Consider the following 21806-nt stretch of genomic DNA (forward strand, 5'->3'; position numbering starts at 1 on the left):
TAATGAACAAGATATATACTGGCTATACAATGATAGCTGGAGGCGATCGATATGAAGAAAAAATGGATTATCCCTGCCGCCATTGTCGTGCTTGTCGCAGCTGTATTTGGTATTTACCGGATGCAAGCGTCCGCTGGTGAACCGGAGATGACAATCGATCAAGCACGGCAGCAGGCAGAGAAACAATATAATGCGACAGTGACAGAAATTGAATTGGACCGCAGCGGCAGCGAGCCAAGATATGATATTGATCTGGAAAACGGGGAAAGACGGTATGATCTGACTTTGAATGGAAATACCGGGGAAGTGATCAGTTTGAAGGAAAGCAGCATACAGAAAACTTTACCGGGAAAAACGAAAGAAGACCAGGATCAAGCATCAGCTGATGATCAAAAGCAAGAGCAAAACGAACAATCGGCTGATGATCAGCAGCAATCCGATAAGCAGGGGACTTCGCCTTCCCAAAAACAAGCTTCCCAGGCTGAAGTGAAAATCACGATGGACGAAGCTGTCAAAATCGCCACTGACGAAGTCGGCGGCACCGTGACAAACGCCGAGTTCGATGAAGAGGATGGATTGCCTGTGTATGAGCTTGAGCTCGAAACGGCTGATGATGAAGCAGAGGTTGTCATCAACGCACAATCCGGGGAAATTGTGACCATCACCTACGATAGTGAAGATGATTGAAGCAGCATACCGCTGCTTCTTTTTTTAAAATAAGAAAGGGCCAAACGAACATAGGTTCAAACCATGCAAAAGGCGACAGGCCATTCGACCTGCCGATCTTGATAAAGAGCACAAAAATCACATCAGTAACCGCCGTACCCAGATGCACCGAGAATGATCAAAAGGATGAACAATACAATAATAAACACAAATCCTGCTCCGTATCCAGAACCCATTAGTACACCTCCTATTATGACAAGGATGATGTATTGTATGTGTTGCTGTAAGGGATGATTGGGTATTGTTTTGCTGCTTCATGAATAGAAACGATCCAAATTGGCAAAAGGACAATAACGTTCAGATCAAAATGGGTGAGTGACCATACAAAGGCTGAAGTCCATACATACATTATATTAATTCATATGGAGGTGTTATCATGAGCGGAGGGTACAGTTACGGCGCAGGTTTTGCGCTGATAGTAGTTTTGTTCATCTTGCTTATCATTGTCGGGGCAGCTTGGTGCTGATTTAATCCGTAATGAAGGAGACTGCTAAATGAAGCAGTCTCTTTTTTATGCAATTTCAATATCAATTGCAGTATGAGCTAGGGCGAACTTGTTGTGCATTACAAAGAATAACGTTTGGGGAAGATTTCCATGAAAGATTTGATGAAGTCGAATACCGGGAAGGTCCGGAATTGGTTTGATCAGATCATTAAAGTACTTCTGCTTGTCATCCTATTGCCTAGCAAAAGAACAAAGGAATCCAAACCAGATGAATAGGAGCTGAAAATGAACGGGCAGCTGGCTAACGCAGATGAAATTCCTTAAATCATTGCCTGTTGATACACCTGAACACTCAAAAATGGAGTGGGTATAACGGTTATATTTTCAAGCATCCTGGAATCATACCCACGCAGCTTCATATCTGTAATGTTGAAGGACCGCAAGCATATCATTTCCCCCGTCCCTGCATCGTATTGGATAATAGGAGGATACTATGCAGAAAAGAAGGGTCCGCTATGAAACAGATATACTCCGACGTATTCACCTTCCGTGGATCGCATTATGATTTCGGCTTCATGCAGGGAGAGCGTTTGAAACATACACCATTATTTGGATACCAGCAAAAACAAAAACAGCGGAACCGCCGCCGTTTTACGGTTGACCCGGCCGATGCCTTCCGTATGTTCCGCAGCTATCATCCTGGTATTTATGAAGAATTGACTGGGCTCAGTGATGCCTTGGGTCTCTCTATCGAAGAGACGTTGATGGATTACAGCGGCTTCCAGCAGGAATGGAGAATCAATTCCGGCTGTTCGATCGTGACGGGGAATGAATTCCTGGCACGCAATTATGATTATCATCCAAAAACATATGAAGGACGTTTCCTATTGTATCAGCCCTCGGAATCGGAATATTTTGCAACCATCGGTCCTTCCCAGCGGATTCTCGGGCGAATCGACGGTATGAACGAAAAAGGCTTGACGATCGGCTATAACTTCGTGCATCAGCGTTTTCCGGAAGAAGGATTCATTTGTAATATGCTGTCTCGCATCCTCTTAGAAACCTGTACCACAACAGAAGAAGCCGTCGAGAAGCTGACTGAAATGCCGCATCGGCACTCATTCAACTATGTCATCAATGATGCCGATGGTGTTCGGCGAGTGGTCGAAGGAAGTCCCCGCGGAACGGCTGTAAAGAAAGCTCATTATAGTACGAACCATTTTGATGTTTTGACGAAAGAAAACCGGCATCATTTAGTGGATAGCAACCGTCGATTCGAGATCATCAAGGCTCATCATAAGGAAGACATGGATGCAGCTCAAGGCTTCCGACTCTTGAACGATCCGAGCTACGACGTATTTTCCGATAGCTATCGCAACTGGGCAGGTACGATCCATACATCTGTCTACAAACCGAAAGAGCTTAAAATGGGATTTGCCATCGGGAATCAGCAGCCGACTGAGGTTGACTTCGGCGCCTGGCTCCGAGGTAAGGATCTGTCATTCAGCCAATTCACCGGATCCCTGGACACCGATGTCCGGATTCCATATATGGGAGAATGAAATGAAAACCGCATTTACGATGGTAAGTGCGGTTTTCCTGTTTTATAATAAAAAATATGAATGCGCATACATAAGGGGAGGGAGCAACATGCGGCGTACAGCGGAAACAACGGAATTGTTCAGTCTGGCAGCATTATATCAATTTTTCGAAGCGGAAAAGGCATCGCAATACAGCAAAAAAGCGCTCGATTTAGTGGAGAAGGCCGAAAAGGGGACTGCCTTCATCTGCTTCACCGGTCATTTTTCAGCTGGGAAAAGTTCACTCATCAATGCTTTGATTGGCGACCAAGTGCTTCCGGCCAGTCCGATTCCGACGAGTGCCAATATCGTCACCATCCAAAATGGGGAGCCGGAAGTCTTTGCCTATGGATCGGATGATACGAAATATAAACTGCCAGCGCCATATCGGAAAGAGACCTTGGATACATATTGCCGCAATAAAGACATTCAAAGAATCGCAATTCAAGACGATCAAACCAATCTTCCATACGGTATCGCTTTGATGGATACACCGGGGATCGATGCAAGTGATGATGCAGACCGTTTGATGACCGAATCAGCACTGCATCTTGTGGATGCGATGTTTTATGTGACTGATTACAATCATGTCCAATCGGAAGTGAATTTACTGTTTTTACAGCAGCTTTCCGATCAAGGGCAGCCATTCTATCTGATCATCAATCAAATCGATAAGCATCGTGATGAAGAGCTTTCCTGGTATGATTTTCAACATGGAGTCGCCAATGTATTCGAACAGTGGGGCATCACACCTGAAGCTGTTTATTACACAACGCTGAAGGAGACGGACCATAAGCGCAATCAGCTTTCTGCTGTGAAAGAGAAGATGGATCTCCTGCTTGGAGACAGAGAGCGGCTGCATAAAGCAGGAGTGGAGCGAGGCAGACAGCGACTGATCACTTACTATCTCCAGGAAAAGAAACAAGAACTTGCGGAAAAAGAAGCGATATTGATGGAAACGCTCCATCAATTGGATGATGCTGCTGCGGATGCAGCCAGTAACTGGCGCGGGAAACAGAAAGCAGCAGAGGAAGATGGTCGCGAGACGATTCTGCAGACCTTGAAGAATGCCAATCTGATGCCTTTTGAAGTACGTGATGCGGCTGAGGAATATTTGGAATCCACTTTTCCTGACTTCAAGGTCGGCTTGTTCGGCAGTAAACGGAAAACGGCAGAGGAGCGGGAACAACGGCGTGCCAAGACGGAAGGGATGATTCAGCAGCAAATCGAGAAGCAGCTGACTTGGAGACTGCGTGACAAGCTGCGTGACTGGGCCAGGAGGCATGATGTATATACGGAATCGGTACAAGTCCTGCTGCAGGAATTTGCGGCGGAACTGCCGGCTGATTTATTGGAGCAGCATGTCCAGCCGGGAGCAAGCATGAATGGGACCTATACGCTCGTGTATACAGCGGCAGTTCAGGATCATATTAAGCTCAGCTTTAAAAAAGCCGCACTGCAAGTAGTGGAAGCTGCCGTCAATACGACCCAGAGTGCCTATCAAGAAGCAGAACGCCTGGAACAGCAGGAGAAACGAAAAGCCGCAGAAAATGAGCGAATCAAAATGGAAATCGATCAGCTGAAACAGTCCTTTGAAGCACTTGCCAAGCGTATACAGCAAACGGGCCAGCAAAGGGACGCACATATCATCGAACAAACAAGGGAAGCCCTGGCAGACAGGTATCGGATGAAAGAAATGATGGAGCTGCCGGAGGAACCAGGTAAATCGACTGAAACGCCGGAAAAACCATCGATTGAAAAGCAGAGACGGACTGCAAAACGATCTCCGGAACAGATGGTGCAAGATCTTGATCGCGCAGCAGCGGCCCTTCAAGGTGTGGAAGGTTTTCAAGCGGCGATTGAAGATATCAAGAATAGACAAGAAAAATTGATACATCAAGATTATACATTGGTGCTCTTTGGAGCTTTCAGCGCCGGTAAATCATCGTTTGCCAATGCGCTGCTCGGGGAAAGCATGCTGCCGGTATCTCCTAATCCGACGACAGCTTCCATCAATATGCTGAAGCAGGCAACAAGCCAGCATCCGCATCGAACGGTGCTCGTCAAATGGAAATCCCGCCTGCAGATCGAAGCAGATATCGAGAGTCTCAGCGGAAAGCAGATGAGTCTGGAGGAATTCTTATCGCAAAACCCTGCCGAGCTTGTAAGCGATAAAAGGCATCAAGTGTTTCTGCAGGCCGTTCAGAACGGATACAGTTTTGTTCACGCCAAGCTTGGAACAGAGGGAGAAATCCCGTTCGCAGCATTCAGCGACCATGTGACAAAGGAGACGATAAGCTGCTTCATTGAGCAAATAACCGTTTATCTGGAGAATGAATTCCTAAGCCAAGGAATCACATTGATCGATACACCCGGAGCCGATTCTGTCAACGCCCGCCATACGGATGTGACCTTCCAATTCATGAAGCATGCGGATGCCATTTTGTTCGTCACTTACTATAATCATGCTTTCTCTAAAGCGGATGAACAAGTACTGCAGCAGCTGGGCAAGGTAAAAGGAGCCTTGGAAAAAGACAATATGTTCTTTATCGTGAATGCCAGCGACCTGGCTAAGGATGAAGAGGAAATAAATTATGTCACCTCCTACGTAACAGCCAATCTGGCAAACTTCCATATCAGGCAGCCTCGTCTTTTCGCTTTGAGCAGCTTGCTTGGCCTGCAGGAGAAACAAACTTCCGCCCAGCTTGGTTCAGGACTTGAGAGGCTTGAACAGGATCTTGGTGGATTCATACGCGACGAACTGACAGAAGTCATCATCCAAGGCGCCCAGCAGGAATTGACAAGGCAATATGGACAGCTTCAAGCATATGCCGAAGCCGTGGATTTGGATGAAGAAGCGAAATTGCAGAAAATCAGGCAGTATAAAAGGCAGCGGGAGGAGGTATTGGATAAGGCTCATACTTATTCACAGCCTGTATTCCAACAAGCCATCACCCAACGAATCGAGAAACAGCTGCATTATGTAAAGGAAAGGCAGCTCTTGGAAGCAAATGATCTATTCAAGAAATGCTTTAATCCGTCACTGATCAAAAGCACCGGCGCAGCAGGTAAAGAGGAAGTGGCCCGCCAGCTACGCGAGTTTGAAAAGCTTATCCAAATACAGCTGGAACAGGAATACCGTGCTGTTACAATCCGTGTCGACAGAACCGTGCGAGAGCAAGCAGATAGATGGAAGATGGGATTGGAACAAGCTGTGCAGGCAGTGGACGAAGCATTGTCATTCGCAGCACCTGATCATGATAAACTGCCGGAAACTGCGCCGCCAAAAACGATTTTCCGCTTGGAGCAGGGGACGGTGGCGCGACTGCAGAAGCAGTACCGCGGACCGAGAGCCTTTTTCCAAGGAAATGAAAAAGAGAAGCTGAAAGAGGAACTGCTCAAGCTGATGGAGCCGCTTCTAGCCGGAATCCTGCAAGAATATACAGACGCTATGACCCGACATTACGAGCAAATCTGGCAGACGGAAGAAGCGAGGCTCAAGGAACAGGCGGCCGGACAGCTGTCGAGCTACTATGCCGGTCTGCTTCGTGCTCTGGCAGACGATTCATCCCGCCAGCAGCTGCAGCGGGCAGTGGAGACTTTCACTTCCCTTTTGCAGGAAGAAGTTTGACCGATAGCAATCCAGGATACTGTATAACCAAATAGATAGCAATTCAGGAGGTTTACAGTTATGGAGCAGGCAAAAAAGCTTTTCTCGGTTAAACCGTCATCCTATTGGCGCAATTCAGTGGATATGCCATCGTATCCAGAACTGGATCAAGACCTGGATACGGACATTTTGGTCATTGGTGCAGGAATTGCCGGTATCACGACAGCTTATGAGCTGATCAAGCGAGGCAGGCGTGTCGTGCTTATCGAGGGACGCGAGCTGATTTCAGGTACTACGGGGTATACGACCAGTAAACTGACTGCGCAGCATGATATCATTTATCAAGGTTTGATAGAACGTTACGGCGAGGAGATTGCCAAAAAATATTTCCAAGCGAATTTGCGGGCAATCAATTATGTGAAGGATACAGCAGCCGAGCATGGCATCGACTGTGAATTCGAAGAGCAGGAGGCATATATCTATACGCAGCTGGATGAGGGGGCAGACATAATCGAAAAAGAGGTCGATGCCTACCGGAGACTTCACATCGATGGATACTTGACGGACTCCATGCCGCTGGATATTCCCATCAAAGCAGCTGCCGTGATGCGCCAGCAAGCCCAGTTCCACCCGGTGAAATATTTGGTCGGCTTGCTGAAGGAAATCGAACTGCGGGGAGGAAGCATCTATGAACAGACATTGGCTGTTTCCTTCGATACAGAATCCCGTCCAGTCGTGCATACCGAAAACGGGCATACCATCACAGCCAATCATGTGGTAAGCGCCACACATTTCCCGCTGCAGGTGGAGAATCAATACTTCTCCTCGAACATGGATCCGAAAAACTCCTACGGTATCGCCATCAAGTCGAAAAAGCCTTATTCCAAGGGCATGTATATCAGTCTCGAATCCCCGAAACGTTCCATTCGGAGCCTGAAAAAGGGGGAAGATCACTATGTCCTTGTCGGCGGTGAGTCCCATGTGACAGGAGATGGGTCTTCCGTTCTCGATCGCTATGAGAAAATCCATCAATTTGCCGAAGAGCAGTTCGGCGTGGAGGAACTTTATGAGCATTGGTCCAGTCATGACCTGCTTACGACGGATCAGCTGCCATTCATCGGTAAAGTCAGTGATGATGCACCCGGAATCTACACAGCGACCGGCTTCGGAAAATGGGGGTTATCCAACGGGGTTGCAGCAGCTACATTGCTTGCCGATTTGATTGAGGGTAAAGATAATGAGTTTGCTGATGTATACAGAATCGGCAGGGAAATGGAAGAAGCAGAACCTGAAACCCTCGGCGAAGACGATGTGAACCGCACCGGTAATGAAACAGTTATCAGGCCGGATGATCTGCCGAATGGAACAGGCGCCATCCTCGAGAAAAATGGACAGACAATGGCCTACTATAGGGATGATAAGGGGGAACTGCATGAAATGAGTGCCTCCTGCACCCATAATGGCTGCCCGGTTTCCTGGAATGACGCCGACCATACATGGGATTGTTCCTGTCACGGCTCCCGCTTCACAGCGGAAGGGGAAGTTGTGGAAGGACCTGCATTGCGGGCACTGGATAGGGAATAGATAGACAAAAAGCTGCCGGGTTTCCCGGCAGCTTTTTTTCGATATGAAACCTTGTAAATTAGATCTGGTAAACTATAAAGGAGAGGTGAACATATAGCGGCAGAAAAGAATCTCCTCAAGAAATGGTTCGTATCATTACTGCGATTACGCTGAATGGTCCTTTGTATGCTGCCAGTCTAAAAAAGTAAGTATACGTCACAGGCAGCTGCAGGCTGTCTTTTTATATCGATAAATCAGGAGGAGAATGGTGAGAAGTAACCGGTCTGCAAGACAAATCAGGCCAGCACAGCTGAAATGCTCACTTATATGCATAAAACGTCAGGAGCGTATTCCAAGCGATTATGTTCTGTCGATAGCAGAAAAACGCAATTAGTATAACTTATATCGTATATAGATCAACACAATACTTCCTTATACACGATGTCGCTTCAGGTATCCATTTAATCAACCGATGGAGATACGGCTTTATAAGATATATAACCAAAGTGATTTTACAGGTGCATCTACTTATATAAAACAATGGAAGAGATTGGCACACCTTGCAGAATCGAAGGAATTTTTATTGTGTCAGGAAGGCATAATGTGTTTATTGATTTAGGATTCGTTTAGGAAAATGCTCCGACTTAGTTGAAAGTATTTTAGGAAAAATGAAAATAATATAACTAATTCTAAAAGTGTTATCATGTAAAAATAAATATGTCATAATAGATGACAATAGTTTTGGGGTACTTTTGACAGTGATTATTCTTACATATAGATATGGATGAAAGATAATCATATGGCGGAGCACAAAATTTTAATAGAGACGTAATTGCTGTGGATAAGACTTCTTCTTCCTTGCAAAACCGTTCATACATTAAAATTGTCCAAAGCTAAGCAAAAAAGGAATTTCACTGTTGACTATTGTTGGTTCTGCAGGGTTGGAGGTAAATGAAGTGTCAATTGTTATTGGAGTTTTAGGAATACTTGTTTTAGTCGCTGTGGCATGGGCTATGTCAAACGATAAAAAGAATATCAATTATCGAGCAACCGGTATCATGCTGGCTGTTCAGCTTATACTGGCTTGGTTTTTGCTGAATACTTCAATCGGCAGAACAATCATAAAGAAAATAGTAGATGTATTTTCCAAAGTACTTTCCTTCGGACATGAAGGAATCTCCTTTGTATTTGGTGACCTATCGACAAAAGGCTATTTCTTCCTTGATGTTCTTATGATGATTATTTTCGTATCAGCATTGCTTTCCATTTTAACTTATACCAGAATACTGCCATTGGCTATCAAGTATATAGGCGGTCTGGTGTCCAAGATAACTGGACTTCCCAAGGTCGAATCATTTGTGGCCGTGAATTCCATGATATTCGGCGATACAACTGCAATCATCTCTGTAAAATCCCAAATTCACAAGCTTAACCCAAACCGTCTGTTCATCGTTGCTACTTCATCTCTTGTTGCGGTATCCTGTTCGACGCTCGGAGCTTATTTACAGCTGATTCCTGCCGAGTATGTCCTGGTGGCATTGCCGATAAACGTATTTTCAGGTCTGATTTTATCATCCATTGTAGCTCCTGTTAAAAGTGAAGAGGACTATGACATCGATATCAAAGAAATGAATACGGATAAATCCTTTTTTGAAGCCATTGGTAACGGTACATTATTAGGGGGTAAAACAGCTCTTATCGTGGGAGCGATGCTGATCACCTATATGGCGCTGCTGGCGATGATCAACTTTATACTCGATGGCTTGGTAGGAATGACCTTCCAGGAACTTATAGGGTATGTTTTTGCACCTGTAGCATACATCATGGGAATCCCGGCCTCCGAAATCCTGAATGCAGGCTCTGTCATGGGAACCAAAGTGGCTGCCAATGAATTTGTTGCCATTACGGATTTCGTTAAGATGATTCCGGATATGTCTACAAAGACAGTAGGTATCGTATCAGCCTACTTGATTTCATTTGCTAACTTCTCTTCCATAGGTATGATTCTGGGAACAGTGCAGGCAATCGATCAGAAGCAGGCAAGCCTGCTGGCGAAAGTAGGGTTGAAAGTCCTGTTGGTGGCTACCATGGGATCCGTATTGACTGGTACGATTGTCGGTTTGTTCCTCTAAGACCCAAAAAAGACTGTACACCATTTAAGGATGTACAGTCTTTTTATGCCTTTACAGCTTTGCTTGTGTGTGATGTGAACTAATTATCGCGTGGTAGAATCTTCATTGTCGCAGCTCGGGTCCTTCTGCCGATCATCGGCTCGAGATAAGGGCTGCTTTTGTATTTTGCCTTATAAGCTTCATCGATTTTGTCATTGATCGATCCTTCGACAGGCTCGAAGACGACTTCTTTTGTCATGCCAGCGGCAGTGATTTGCCCCGCTTTCTGCTTTAGCGCAGCATTATACCAACGTGAATGCTTTCCGTTGTATGCTCGCACATAAAGGCTTTCATCGACCACCACCGACCAAATCCAAGTCGGAGTGCCATAGGTAACTCCGTCATCCCGAAATGGGGAGATGTGAAGGTCATCTGTTCCTTTGATTTTCGCTAATTCTTCTTTCGGCCATGAGAGAGCCATTATCTTCATTCCTCCTCCATTGATTTTCCCGTGAGCCGATTTGTTTACCAAGGTTGATTAGTTGGTCCGATTGTAAATTCGTTAACATTTGTATCTTCTGGCTGATCGATTGCGAATGCTACAACATTGGCAACTCTATCAGGAGTGATACCATATTGTTCGTACATGGCAGTCATACCTTCAGCTGTGTTTTTATCCGTGATTGTATCCAGCAATTCCGTATGGATTGCTGCAGGATAAATGGTAGCTGTGCGGATGTTGGTTCCTTCTTGGGCGGATTCCATGCGCAAAACCTCCATCAGATCACGGACAGCCCACTTGGTTGCGCCATAAACCGCGCCTCCTGGATAGGCTTTAAGTCCAGCCACGGAGGAGGTAGTGATGATATGACCGGATTTTTGGGTGGTGAATGCAGGCAATACTGCCGCGATGCCATTCAAGACACCTTTGATATTCACGTCGATCATGCTGTTCCACTCATCCGTTTTCAATGCGGAGAGAGGTGCATTAGGCATAAGGCCAGCGTTCAGGAAGATGACATCGACGCCGCCGAATGTATCTTTCGCAAGCTGGACAAGCTCCTTGCTATCGTCCGGGTTCACAACATCGGTGACCCGATAAGCGGCTTGTCCGCCAGCATTTTGGATATCATCGGCCAATGCTTTCAATTTGTCTTCCCGGCGAGCGCCCAGGACGACGACTTTGGCGCCTTTGCTGGCCAATAATTTTGCAGTTGCTTCCCCGATTCCGGAAGAAGCCCCCGTAATTACCACTACTTTGTTTTCGATTGTCATTTTGATTCCTCCTTCATCGCGATAAATCAAGCCTATACCTTAGAGCTGACTCTATGGCAAGAGAAAACCTCTCCTGATTTTTCACAAGTGAAAAGAAGGGATCTGCATCGACTATCAGATGCAGATCCCTTCTTCGTTAATTCGCTGAGCAGGTATATCAATTTTATCTTGTTTGTGAATTGCTTCTGTACCGGCTTCCAATGCTTCCTTGTAGTATGAACATTTATGATCGATGAGTCCCAGGGTATCCTGAAGTTCCTTGATCTGTCTTTCCACAGCGGCTTTACGTTCCACAAACATGTCGAACCGCTGCTGTAATGTGGAATCTCCCTCCGAACACCAATCGATGAAATTCTTTATTTCCTTGATGGGCATCCCGGTAGCTTTCAGGCATTCAATCACCTTTAAAGCGGCAATATCAGATTCTTTAAACAACCTTTGTCCATTGCTTGTGCGTTCAACAAAGGGCATGAGCCCTTCTTTATCATAGTATCGCAAGGTATATGCAGTGACATTTAATTCTTTTGCGACTTCACTGATCGTATAGGTTTTCATGATATCGCTCCCAAACTGATTTAAAAACCTTGAATGTGAAGTCATTTTATCAATGTCTCACGTGTACGGCAATATTTTAATTTCTGGATGCTGAATATTTTGTTTTCGCTTGACTTAGAGTCCACTCTATCCCTTAGGATTATTTCAGGCAGGAGATCAAGCTGGCAGTCAGTACATATTTATAGGCTGATACTCTTGTGATTAAATTATTTACTTTGGAGGTTGTTGATATGGTAATCGCTAAAGCAAGAGCTGTTGATGGTCCGGACAAACCTTTCCGCGCAGCTGAGATTGAGCGACGTGATCTGGATTCACATGACGTGCTCATAGAGATTAAATTCGCAGGTATCTGTCATTCGGATATCCATACCGCTCATGGTGAATGGGGGCCGGTGGATTATCCGCTCGTTCCGGGCCACGAGATTGCGGGAATCGTCACCGCTGTAGGTTCCGAGGTCACCAAGTATCAAGTCGGAGATCGAGTAGGGGTCGGTTGTATGGTTGATTCCTGCGGCAAATGCGATAACTGCAAGAAAGGGGAGGAACAGTACTGTCACGAAGGAAATGTACCGACTTATGCTGGTGTCGATAAGTATGGACAGCCTACCCAAGGTGGCTATTCCAGCCATATCGTCGTGACGGAAGACTTTGTCCTTCGAATCCCTGATGGTATCGAGCTTGATGCCGCTGCACCTTTGCTATGTGCAGGTATCACGACTTATTCCCCTCTTAACCACTGGAATGCAAGCCCAGGAAAGAAAGTGGCAGTGGTAGGGATGGGAGGCCTTGGACATTTGGCTGTCAAGATTGCCAATGCCATGGGTGCCGAGGTGACGGTGCTGTCTCAGTCCCTGAAGAAAAAAGAAGACGGACTGCAGTTCGGGGCAGAAAATTATTATGCCACCAGCGATCCGGACACATTTAAGGAATTGGCTGGCTCATTTGATTTTATTCTTAATACAGTAAGCGCAAAAATCGATATCGATGCGTATCTTTCCCTGTTGAAATTGGATGGTGCCCTTGTGAATGTAGGTGCACCAGCAGAACCATTGGCACTGAATGTGTTCAATCTCATTAGTCAGCGTCGCACATTCGCAGGTTCCATGATCGGCGGAATCCGCGAAACGCAGGAGATGCTGGACTTCTGTGCCCAGCATAAGATTGTACCTGAAATCGAAATCATCTCAGCCGATCAAATTGATGAAGCATATGAACGAGTGTTAGCTTCCGATGTACGCTACCGCTTCGTAATCGATACAAGCACACTGTGATTGTGTTAGGAAAAAGGATGTCCCTAGGGTTGAAGGACATCCTTTTTTCGTACAGGACAGCTCTGCTTATTGTCTGATGAATTCCGTTTGAACTGCTTTAAGGAATGTATCCGCAGCTGCAGAAAAAACCTGGTGTTTTTTCCACACAAGGCTTAATCCCGATTCGATTTTAGGCTCCAAGGGCTTGAAGCAAAGCGTGCTTTCTTCTGATGTATTCACTATTTTATCAAGGGTGATCGCGTAACCAATGCCTTCTTCCACAAGGATTGCAGCATTGTAGGCAAGATTATAGGTCGTCACGATATTCAGTCTGTCAAGATCTTCGCCGAACCAATCTGCAAATTCATTTTTGGAATAGCCCTGATTCATGGCCTGTCTGGAACAGATCAGCGGAAGATCTAACAGGTCGGCTGCCGTAATTGCATCCTTAGCAGCAAGAGGGCTGTCTTTTCTCATGACGACACCCCAAATATCCTTGGCAGGGATATTCAGATGATTGTATTTCGATAGCTCAGCTGGTTCGATCGATATGCCAAAATCAAGCATGCCTCTGTCAAGACGATCCGCCACGTCTTCTTCGTTGCCGCTGTATAGGTGGTAGCGTATATTTGGGTATTTTTCGTGCAAGTCTTTGACAATCCGGGCGATATGCCTGATGGCGTCGGTCTCACCGCCGCCTATATGAATATCACCACTCACCATTTGTTTCATGGAGCTGAATTCCGATTCTAATTTATCGACCATATAGACGATTTCTTCAGCTCTCTTTTTTAAAAGAATTCCCTCATTTGTAAGGGAAATACTGTGGCTGCTCCGGATGAACAGTTTTTTTCCCAGCGCTTGTTCAAGGTCCCTTAATTGTCTGGATAAGGTAGGCTGTGTCACGTGCAGGAAATTGGCTGCTTTCGTGATGTTGCCTTCTCTTGCCACGGTAAGGAAGTAGCGAAGCACACGTAATTCCATTTACCATCTCCCCTTATACGTTCAGTATATACAAATAGAAATGCTTATCAAGCATATCACGATATAAGATATAAGTATTTGTTATATGTGGGATGCACACCCTAAAATTAAATAAAAAGCATGAAAAATCATCAGAAAAGATGAATCCAAGTGCCGGATATCCGGAATGAAGGAGTTGTCATCATGGGTGTATCAAGCGGAATAGGGGAGGGAGCTAGATTAGTCATTGCTGCCCCACAAGGATATATCTTATGCTGTCGCCTATGCAATCAGCACATCTGAGACGGTGGCCGTAAGCGAGATTATCATTCGTCCGACAAGGCAAGTGGACTAGTAGAGGGAGAAGTTCCGGCCTGAAAGGCTCAAGGGGGATCATTTACAGGGAAGGGAGGTTCCATTCGGTATGCTGATGACAAAGCTGTCAGTGCGTATTCCGCGTGGCCTGCAGGCCAGGAACACAGCTATATTCGTGTCCAGGGCATGTGCGTTCACTAGTGATGTCATCATCTCCAAAGATGGTGTTCCCATAGATGGAAAAGAAATAATGAAAGTCATGGATTTACACGTGAAGACCGGGGATGAGATTACCTTGATTGTTGATGGAGATGATGAAAAGCTAGCCATAGATACATTGAAGGAATTCCTTACAGATCAATGAACAGCAGCATTGGCTAGGCCAGACAATAATCACTTACGAAGGATGGCCCTGTTGCCAGCAGCATTTTCAGGGCCATTTAGTATGGATATGGATCTTTCATCCATTTTTCCGCTCTTGGATCATTACCATGCAGGTGCAGTGATACATTTGGCAGCATCCTTAACTGTTCACGCAGACATATGATTCTACTCTTCGTTCTTCTGGGCTATGGATGTTCATCTCCTAGCTTGAAGGCTCTAGGTTAAATTCCTGCTTCGACCAAATTCCAGACATTCTCGAATTCTCCTTTGAAGTCGATTTGTGACCAATTTTCTGCAAAGGAGGGGGATGAAAAATATGAAAATGCCAAGAACAGTGCTTTTAATGTACTGTTGTTTTCAATTCCGGCTGCTTTTTTTAAGCTGCCGGATAAGTCGGTAAGGTGATGAGCCAAAGCTTGGGGATTTCCATCGATATACGTTGTATATAACTTAAACATTTCTGGTTCGCGATGATAAGCGTTGTATTTTGATTCACTCAAAACCCAAAACCAATCATGAATGATTTCCTTTGTAGAGGAATAACTTTTAGTTTCGAAGGGAAATAGTTTTGACAGTTCATTATCAAGCCATGAAAGGGCAAGCTCTGTCCATAATGCTTCCTTTCCTGAGAAATATTTATAAATTGCTGCATGACTCGTTCCTAATTCTTTTCCAACCTTTGAAAGATTGACTTTTTCCATCCCATGTTCAGCTACCATACGATGAGCAGTTTCCAATATGATTTCTTTACTTAAATTCTTCATATATCGATTATACTATATACCTCGCCCAGTTACAAAAGTTGACTTTTGTAACTGGGCGAGGTATCGTTTTGTTTAAGGTTACAAAAACCATAAATTGTAACCAAAGGGAGGAGAAGAACTATGAAGCTTTCAAATAATACAATCATTATTACTGGCGGCACTTCAGGAATTGGTCTTGCTTATGCTAAGGAATTGTTAAAACGCGGGAATAAAGTGATTGTAATCGGCCGTAATCAAAAAACAATCGATCGGGTGATGAAAGAGTACAAAGGACTGATCGGATTACAAGGGGACGTTTCAAGTCTTGATTCAATTCGGAAAATGGCAAGTTTCATTAAGGAAAACTACCCCGAAGCCAATGTTTTATTTAATTCAGCCGGAATTATGCGTTCTTTTAAACTGCTTGATGAAAAAATGGAGCTTGAACAGGCGACAGCTGAAGTTGACATAAATCTTAAAGGAACAATGTGGATGACCCAAGCTTTGCTGCCGCAGCTTTGTAAGCAAAATGAAGCGATGGTCGTAACGGTGAGTTCTGGTCTATCTTATCTGACTTCACCTATTCATCCCGTTTATTCTGCTACGAAAGCAGGAGTTCATATGTATACCGACGCGCTTCGCATTCAATTGAATAAGTCAGGGAAAAATATTCATGTGATGGAATTAGTACCGCCGCTTGTTGCAGAAACAAATCTTGAACCGAATGGAACAAAAGGTGAGAGTACTACAAGTATGCCAAGCATGTCTTTGGATACCCTTGTTAAACATGGCATCAAGGGTATGGAAAAAAACAAGAAGCGCGTAGTCCCGGGTTTATCGAAAGTTTTGCGCTTTGCAGGAAAATTCTTCCCTGATTCATTCTCTAATTCCATGGTGCGAGGATGAGAATTTCATAGTTGAAAAAGGGGGAGGCAATGGATGCCAAAGGTTTTGATACCTCCCTGATAATTGGATAGGACACATTCCATTGAAATGTTTTTTATATAGGGGCCTCTAGATTTAAGTACCTGATAAGGTCATGTTCAATAAGTGTCGGGCATAGGTGATTTTGCTTCAATGGATTCAATAAAACAAGACTCCTACAGCCTTGCCGTCAGTATCGCGGCCATCCATTGGAATCCCAGTACAAATCGTTGATCAGCAGCCGTGGAATGCCATTATTTTCTGCATCGTAGGCGTGGCGGACAAAGACGTTGTTATCATACACATCCTGGTGCCCCGGACCGATCCAGCGTTCATTGCCAGCATCAAAGATCGTACCGCCGCCATCAAGCATATTCCTGCCGTTTTTATCAACATAAGGACCCGTTATATTTTTGGATCGGCCAACGGCGATCTTATAGTCACTGTCCACACCTCGGCAGCAATGATCAAATGAAACGAATAAATAATAGTACCCATTCCTGTACGTAATATTTGGTGCTTCAATCGGATTGTTGGGAACATTTGGACGCGCTGCGATGGAATGGATCGTACCAGTCGGTTTCATAGTATTCTTATCCAATTTTGTGAGCTTGATCCCGCTCCAGAATGAGCCGAATGACAGCCATGGCTCACCATTTGCATCTATGACCAGATCACCGTCGATTGCATTGTAATCATTAGCTGGAGTGGACCTTATCACAAGTCCATCATCCCGCCAATTTCCGGATTGGATGCTGGTTGTGGAAGTCAGGCCAATCAAGGAAGTATTGGATCCAAATGAAGAGACGGAATAAAATACCCAGTATCTGCCGTTGTAATAAGAGACATCGGGCGCCCATTGATTGCTTGCATGATTCGGGACGTACTGCTTCCACCAAGGGAGTGGCTGCGGAAAAATAACCGGCGTGGCGCCCCAACGTCTCCCATCCTCCGAACGCAGGACGCGAATTCCGTTTTTATCCACTTCCCCGGTTCCAAAAGCCCACCACACGTTTCCTTCCTTCGTGAGTGAAGGATCATGCAGCATTGTATCACCTGATATCTCCCAGAAGTTAGCCGATGCATTCGGTGCAAACAACAAAACAGAAATAAGAAATAAGCCAAACACCTTCCCAACCAATGCTTTGAAACTTTTCACGCATAAGACCTCCTCTTCTCATTTAGTTATTGCTTAATTTATTTATAGTCATTTTTGAAATCGTTTACAACAAAAAAGAGATCTTTTCTTTATGGGGCTGCAGTGGGAAGAAATCTTGAATACTCAGTTTAAAACGATACCAGGATTCAAGAAAGGGGAAGAAGGGTACAGCTGTGTCTGGTACGTAACGAAATTCGAAAACAGCTGCGCATAAGACATCCCGTGCACAGCTGTTTTTCCATACTTACTTATTCAATTCTTGCGGAAGATGAAGAGAAAAAGCTGATATTCGGTCGAAACCTTTCGCAATACCAATCGCTTCATGGCTGTCAGAACCAGGAACCAGCGGGATGCCGAGCTCGGCAGCATGTTCCAGGAGCTCGGCTGGAGGATAAATCTCCTTACATAAAGGCTTAAAAAGACCGGCTGTATTCACATCGAGTTTATATCCTTTTCTCTTTGTGATTTCCAGGATATGCTGCTGTTCCTTGGAGAAGTCAGCTGGCTTGGGGTAAGCGAGCTGGAATTTTTGTATCAAAGTGATGTGCCCGATCCGTTTTGGCTTGAAGCGGCCGAGATCTGCTTCGATGGATGCTAGCAAACTAGTATAATAGGCTTTATATAATGGTGTAAGTCCGCCGAATGCACGCGCTGCACGACCAAATTCTTCTTTACTGTAGTCAATGCAGAACCAGGAATCATCCGGCGCCTGCAGCATATGCACAGATAGGATGCCATCATCCATTTCCGGCCCATACATATCAAGGAATTGCTCGGTTTCCTGTTCAAAGCCACGGATAAAATCGACTTCAAAGCCAATATTGATTTGTATGTCTTTTTCATATTGTTTTTGCAGCGCTTTTCCTTCCTTCAAATAAGTCTCGACCTTGTCCCTGTCCATCGCGCTGTCGCGCTTGGGGGCAGGATCTTTGAAGTTTTCCGGAAGGGGAGCGTGTTCCGTAAAGGAGAGGTGGCTGATTCCTTTTTCGATTGCCTGCAGGACATAGTCCTCCATTTTATCATCTGCGCCGTGCTGGCAGTATTGGGTATGTACATGAAAATCGCCGATCATTTGCTTGCTCCTTTCTTTTTGTGTTGACGTTAGTATCTCATTATGATACATTCAAATCAACAGAAATCCTTTATCATGGTAAAGTGGTAGAATGATAAAGAAAGAATCGGGGGCTTATAGATGTTCTTACCAGCAGGAAGCCGCGATTTGACCGGTCGACAGCTTGTCAATCGTGTAGCTATATACGAAAAGTTCCAGTCTATCGTTAATTTACGGAATTATCAATCGATTGAAACACCTGTCATTGAGTATAGCACGACTTTTACCAATCCGTATGCGGGTATGACACTTAAAAAGATGCTCAAATGGTTCGATGAGGAAGGGGAAATCGAAGTATTGCGTCCGGATTGGACGATCGCTGTTGCCAGGGCCCTTGCCAATCAGCAGTCGGATCAGCAGAAATGGGCTTATGCCGGATCTGTATTCAAGAAGGACCACACGGGTGTGGAAAGCCATCAGGCAGGCATCGAAATCATCCGCACACCGGGGCTGTATGGGGAATATGAAAGTCTGTTCACGGCTGTCCGCTTTCTCAGGGAGCTTGGAGTGGAACAGTACAGCATCGAACTGGGACATACGGAAATCTTCGAAACCTTCATTTCTTCCTTGGAACTCGATGAAGTGACAGCTTCCCAGGTCAGGCAGGCAATGCATGATAAGCGGAAGGATGAAGTATACCGCCTCATCAAAGAAACAGGGAATGAAGAGACAGCTGAGTCAGTGGCTGCATTGACAGACGCATTCGGCGGGACAGCCATTTTGGATGCTTTTGCACAAGCATGGAAAAATGATGTTAAATTATTCCCTGTCATTCAAGAGCTGCAGCAGCTTGCTTCTGCCCTTGAAGAGCTGGGACAGGATGTCATCGTCGACCTTGGGCGCGTCAAACAGCTTCCTTATTACAATGGCGCGATGTTCAGGGGGTTCCTTGCAGAAAGCGGAGCTGAATGCTTCTCCGGCGGCAGATATGATGAATTGTATGAACAATTCGGCGGCAGGATGAGTGCAGTCGGGTTGGCTTTCGATATGGATGTACTTGCTGCTGTACTGCCGGCACCACAAGCGAAAGAACGCATTTGCTTGCTGACCGATGAACAAGGGCTTATCGCTGCCGAAGCATTGCGCCATCAATACCCGGATGCAGTAGTCGATGTCAGGACGGAAGCGAAAGCAGGGGATTTTGATCGTGTTTATCGAGTGATACAACGCGGGGAAGGATATGAGGTGATCGAAGAATGAAGCCAGTCATCGCATTGACAAAGGGTCGTGTCGAGAAGCAATTCCTTGGCTTTTTGGAGAAACGGGGCATCGATAGTACACCTTTGGTGGAAAAGGGACGCAAGTTGAGCGTCGAAACAGAGGAAGCTGTTTATTTTTTTGCAAAAGGTGTGGACGTGACAACCTACGTACAGCATGGCATTGCCGACCTTGGTATCGTAGGGGAGGATATCATCGCAGAGTTCCAGCCGGATGTTTTTAATCTCTTCCCGCTGCCATTTGGGGCTTGCAAGATGGCAGTGGCTGCGGAAAAGGGGAAGGTCTGGCCGGATCGGAAGAAACGAATTGCCAGCAAATATACCAATATCACGAAGCAATATTATCTCGATAAAGGGGAATCGGTCGACATCATCAAACTGGAGGGATCTGTGGAATTGGCGCCGCTGCTTGGATTGGCAGATGCGATCGTCGATATCGTCGAGACGGGCACAACCTTGAAGGAGAATGGCTTAGAAGTGATCGAAGATATCCAGCATTTCACTGCCAGAGTCATTGCCAATCGATCCTCGCTTAAAATGAAGCGGAATATTCTTCAGCCATACCTTGCTGCTTTGCAGGAAGAGGTGGCACAAGCATGAAAAAGCTGACAAGAAGACGATTTTTGGAGCAGTTTTGCACCCGAAAAGCAGATAGCGGCTTTGATCCGGATGTGCTTCAAGCTGTATCGGACATTTTAAAGGATGTGCAGGCGGAGGGTGATCAAGCCGTCCGTAAATATACCGAACGATTCGATGGCTCGACAGCGGAACAGCTGCTTGTTTCAGAAACCGAGATGCAAGAAGCGAAAGCAAAAGTGGCACCTGAAACATTGATGGCTTTAGAGGAAGCAGCTGCCAATATCCGCGCTTTCCATGAAAAGCAAGTCAGCCCGTCCCGAATCATGCTGGCTGAAGACGGCAGACAGCTTGGTCAGCTCGTCCTGCCGATGGAACGGATCGGCATTTATGTGCCTGGCGGCAAAGCGGTATACCCATCGACGATCCTGATGAATAGCATCCCGGCACGATTGGCCGGTGTGAAGGAAATCATCATGGTCACACCGGTAAAGGAAAACGGGGACATTGCACCGGTCTTGGTGGCAGCAGCTGAAATAGCCGGGGTGGATAAGATCTATAAGATTGGCGGTGCCCAGGCCATCGGCGCATTGGCGTACGGGACGGAAACCATCGCACCGGTCGATAAAATTGTCGGACCAGGCAATGCCTATGTTGCGGCAGCAAAAATGCTTGTCTTTGGCCAGGTAGGGATCGATATGATTGCAGGACCATCTGAAGTGGCCATCATCGCGGATGAAACAGCCGACCCTGCCTACATCGCCGCTGATTTACTGGCTCAGGCAGAGCATGATGAAAATGCAAGAGTGGTCCTGTTGACACACAGCAGGACGCTGATTGAATCAGTGGAAAGGGAGCTCGAAGCGCAGTTGGAAAAGCTGCCTCGTAAAGCGATAGCAAGCGCTGCAATCAGTGGGAAGAGTGCTCTGGTCCTGACAGAATCAGTGACAGAAAGCTTTGAGTTATCCAATGCATTCGCTCCGGAACATTTGGAAATCCAGACAGCCGATCCGCTATCATCCTTAGGGAAAATCAAACACGCTGGTTCTGTCTTTCTTGGTGCTTATGCTCCGACAGCACTTGGAGACTATTACGGGGGGACGAATCATGTTCTGCCGACAAACGGCACAGCCAGATTCTCGTCCGGGCTCAGTGTGGATGATTTTATCAAGAAAACAACATATACGTTCTATGAAAAACAAGCGTTGCAGAAAGCCAGGACGGCTGTCACTCAGCTGACAGAAGAGGAACAGCTGACAGGCCATGGGGAATCGATCAATATCCGGTTTAAATGAGACA

21 protein-coding genes are annotated in these 21806 nt (G+C 45.7%); 13 read left to right on the forward strand and 8 right to left on the reverse strand.

Annotated features, from left to right (window positions below; genetic code table 11):
* The first annotated feature begins 51 nt into the window (after positions 1 to 51).
* Positions 52 to 687 (forward strand): PepSY domain-containing protein, encoded by a 636-nt coding sequence (locus tag CHH53_RS13335; protein WP_095216619.1) that lies wholly within the window; start codon positions 52 to 54, stop codon positions 685 to 687.
* Between the two features lie 122 nt (positions 688 to 809).
* Here the strand turns inward: CHH53_RS13335 and CHH53_RS13340 are convergent, their stop codons facing one another.
* Positions 810 to 902 carry a YjcZ family sporulation protein gene (locus CHH53_RS13340; protein WP_095216620.1) on the reverse strand — a complete coding sequence of 31 codons (93 nt, stop codon included), beginning with the start codon at positions 900 to 902 and terminating at the stop codon, positions 810 to 812.
* A 200-nt stretch (positions 903 to 1102) separates the two neighbouring features.
* Here CHH53_RS13340 and CHH53_RS13345 point away from each other — a divergent pair, with 200 nt between their 5' ends.
* The 6 genes from CHH53_RS13345 (at position 1103) to CHH53_RS13365 (ending at position 10056) form a co-directional block, all read left to right on the forward strand.
* Entirely contained in the window at positions 1103 to 1192 is a 90-nt protein-coding gene (locus CHH53_RS13345; RefSeq protein WP_095216621.1) for a YjcZ family sporulation protein, read from the forward strand.
* Between the two features lie 129 nt (positions 1193 to 1321).
* A complete protein-coding gene (locus CHH53_RS17805; protein ID WP_255374715.1) occupies positions 1322 to 1447 on the forward strand; it encodes a hypothetical protein in 126 nt (41 codons plus the stop codon).
* A gap of 239 nt (positions 1448 to 1686) precedes the next feature.
* Positions 1687 to 2733 (forward strand): C45 family autoproteolytic acyltransferase/hydrolase, encoded by a 1047-nt coding sequence (locus CHH53_RS13350; RefSeq protein WP_095216622.1) that lies wholly within the window; start codon positions 1687 to 1689, stop codon positions 2731 to 2733.
* Positions 2734 to 2821: 88 nt separating this feature from the next.
* Complete coding sequence (locus tag CHH53_RS13355) at positions 2822 to 6382, forward strand: dynamin family protein (protein WP_158221564.1); 3561 nt, start codon at positions 2822 to 2824, stop codon at positions 6380 to 6382.
* A 60-nt stretch (positions 6383 to 6442) separates the two neighbouring features.
* The gene (locus tag CHH53_RS13360) at positions 6443 to 7945 is read left to right on the forward strand and encodes an FAD-dependent oxidoreductase (protein WP_095216624.1); all 1503 of its coding nucleotides are present in this window, start codon (positions 6443 to 6445) and stop codon (positions 7943 to 7945) included.
* Between the two features lie 935 nt (positions 7946 to 8880).
* Positions 8881 to 10056, forward strand: a complete 1176-nt coding sequence (locus CHH53_RS13365) for a NupC/NupG family nucleoside CNT transporter (protein WP_095216625.1) — start codon at positions 8881 to 8883, stop codon at positions 10054 to 10056.
* Between the two features lie 79 nt (positions 10057 to 10135).
* Here CHH53_RS13365 and CHH53_RS13370 read toward each other — a convergent pair whose 3' ends face one another.
* The 3 genes from CHH53_RS13370 to CHH53_RS13380 all read right to left on the reverse strand — a co-directional run bounded on the left by CHH53_RS13370 (position 10136) and on the right by CHH53_RS13380 (position 11865).
* Positions 10136 to 10525, reverse strand: a complete 390-nt coding sequence (locus tag CHH53_RS13370) for a DUF2255 family protein (RefSeq protein ID WP_095216626.1) — start codon at positions 10523 to 10525, stop codon at positions 10136 to 10138.
* A gap of 35 nt (positions 10526 to 10560) precedes the next feature.
* On the reverse strand, positions 10561 to 11310 hold the full coding sequence (locus tag CHH53_RS13375) for an SDR family oxidoreductase (RefSeq protein WP_095216627.1): 750 nt from the start codon (positions 11308 to 11310) through the stop codon (positions 10561 to 10563).
* 114 nt (positions 11311 to 11424) lie between these two features.
* A complete protein-coding gene (locus CHH53_RS13380; protein WP_095216628.1) occupies positions 11425 to 11865 on the reverse strand; it encodes a MerR family transcriptional regulator in 441 nt (146 codons plus the stop codon).
* A 230-nt stretch (positions 11866 to 12095) separates the two neighbouring features.
* On the opposite strand from CHH53_RS13380, the gene CHH53_RS13385 reads away from it, so the two are divergent.
* Positions 12096 to 13136, forward strand: a complete 1041-nt coding sequence (locus CHH53_RS13385) for an NAD(P)-dependent alcohol dehydrogenase (protein ID WP_095216629.1) — start codon at positions 12096 to 12098, stop codon at positions 13134 to 13136.
* A 66-nt stretch (positions 13137 to 13202) separates the two neighbouring features.
* Here CHH53_RS13385 and CHH53_RS13390 read toward each other — a convergent pair whose 3' ends face one another.
* Complete coding sequence (locus CHH53_RS13390; RefSeq protein ID WP_095216630.1) at positions 13203 to 14099, reverse strand: LysR family transcriptional regulator; 897 nt, start codon at positions 14097 to 14099, stop codon at positions 13203 to 13205.
* Between the two features lie 403 nt (positions 14100 to 14502).
* Between CHH53_RS13390 and CHH53_RS13395 the strand changes: the two genes are divergently transcribed.
* On the forward strand, positions 14503 to 14757 hold the full coding sequence (locus CHH53_RS13395; RefSeq protein ID WP_095216631.1) for an HPr family phosphocarrier protein: 255 nt from the start codon (positions 14503 to 14505) through the stop codon (positions 14755 to 14757).
* Positions 14758 to 14998: 241 nt separating this feature from the next.
* Here CHH53_RS13395 and CHH53_RS13400 read toward each other — a convergent pair whose 3' ends face one another.
* Complete coding sequence (locus tag CHH53_RS13400; RefSeq protein ID WP_095216632.1) at positions 14999 to 15541, reverse strand: TetR/AcrR family transcriptional regulator; 543 nt, start codon at positions 15539 to 15541, stop codon at positions 14999 to 15001.
* 120 nt (positions 15542 to 15661) lie between these two features.
* On the opposite strand from CHH53_RS13400, the gene CHH53_RS13405 reads away from it, so the two are divergent.
* Positions 15662 to 16426 (forward strand): SDR family oxidoreductase, encoded by a 765-nt coding sequence (locus tag CHH53_RS13405; protein ID WP_095216633.1) that lies wholly within the window; start codon positions 15662 to 15664, stop codon positions 16424 to 16426.
* Between the two features lie 208 nt (positions 16427 to 16634).
* Here CHH53_RS13405 and abnA read toward each other — a convergent pair whose 3' ends face one another.
* Both abnA and hisJ read right to left on the reverse strand, forming a co-directional pair.
* On the reverse strand, positions 16635 to 17603 hold the full coding sequence (gene abnA, locus CHH53_RS13410; protein WP_369819891.1) for an arabinan endo-1,5-alpha-L-arabinosidase AbnA: 969 nt from the start codon (positions 17601 to 17603) through the stop codon (positions 16635 to 16637).
* Positions 17604 to 17847: 244 nt separating this feature from the next.
* On the reverse strand, positions 17848 to 18675 hold the full coding sequence (gene hisJ / locus CHH53_RS13415) for a histidinol-phosphatase HisJ (protein WP_095216634.1): 828 nt from the start codon (positions 18673 to 18675) through the stop codon (positions 17848 to 17850).
* A gap of 120 nt (positions 18676 to 18795) precedes the next feature.
* Here hisJ and CHH53_RS13420 point away from each other — a divergent pair, with 120 nt between their 5' ends.
* Genes CHH53_RS13420 through hisD form a run of 3 tightly spaced genes read left to right on the forward strand, consistent with a single transcriptional unit; the run spans position 18796 to position 21802 of the window.
* Positions 18796 to 19914, forward strand: coding sequence for an ATP phosphoribosyltransferase regulatory subunit (locus CHH53_RS13420; RefSeq protein ID WP_095216635.1), 1119 nt, complete (start codon positions 18796 to 18798; stop codon positions 19912 to 19914).
* Positions 19911 to 20531 carry an ATP phosphoribosyltransferase gene (hisG, locus tag CHH53_RS13425; protein WP_095216636.1) on the forward strand — a complete coding sequence of 207 codons (621 nt, stop codon included), beginning with the start codon at positions 19911 to 19913 and terminating at the stop codon, positions 20529 to 20531. Before CHH53_RS13420 ends, hisG begins: the two co-directional genes overlap by 4 nt.
* On the forward strand, positions 20528 to 21802 hold the full coding sequence (gene hisD / locus CHH53_RS13430; protein ID WP_095216637.1) for a histidinol dehydrogenase: 1275 nt from the start codon (positions 20528 to 20530) through the stop codon (positions 21800 to 21802). Before hisG ends, hisD begins: the two co-directional genes overlap by 4 nt.
* The last annotated feature ends 4 nt before the right edge of the window (positions 21803 to 21806 follow it).

Source organism: Terribacillus sp. 7520-G, assembly GCF_002271665.1.
Classification (GTDB): domain Bacteria; phylum Bacillota; class Bacilli; order Bacillales; family Amphibacillaceae; genus Terribacillus.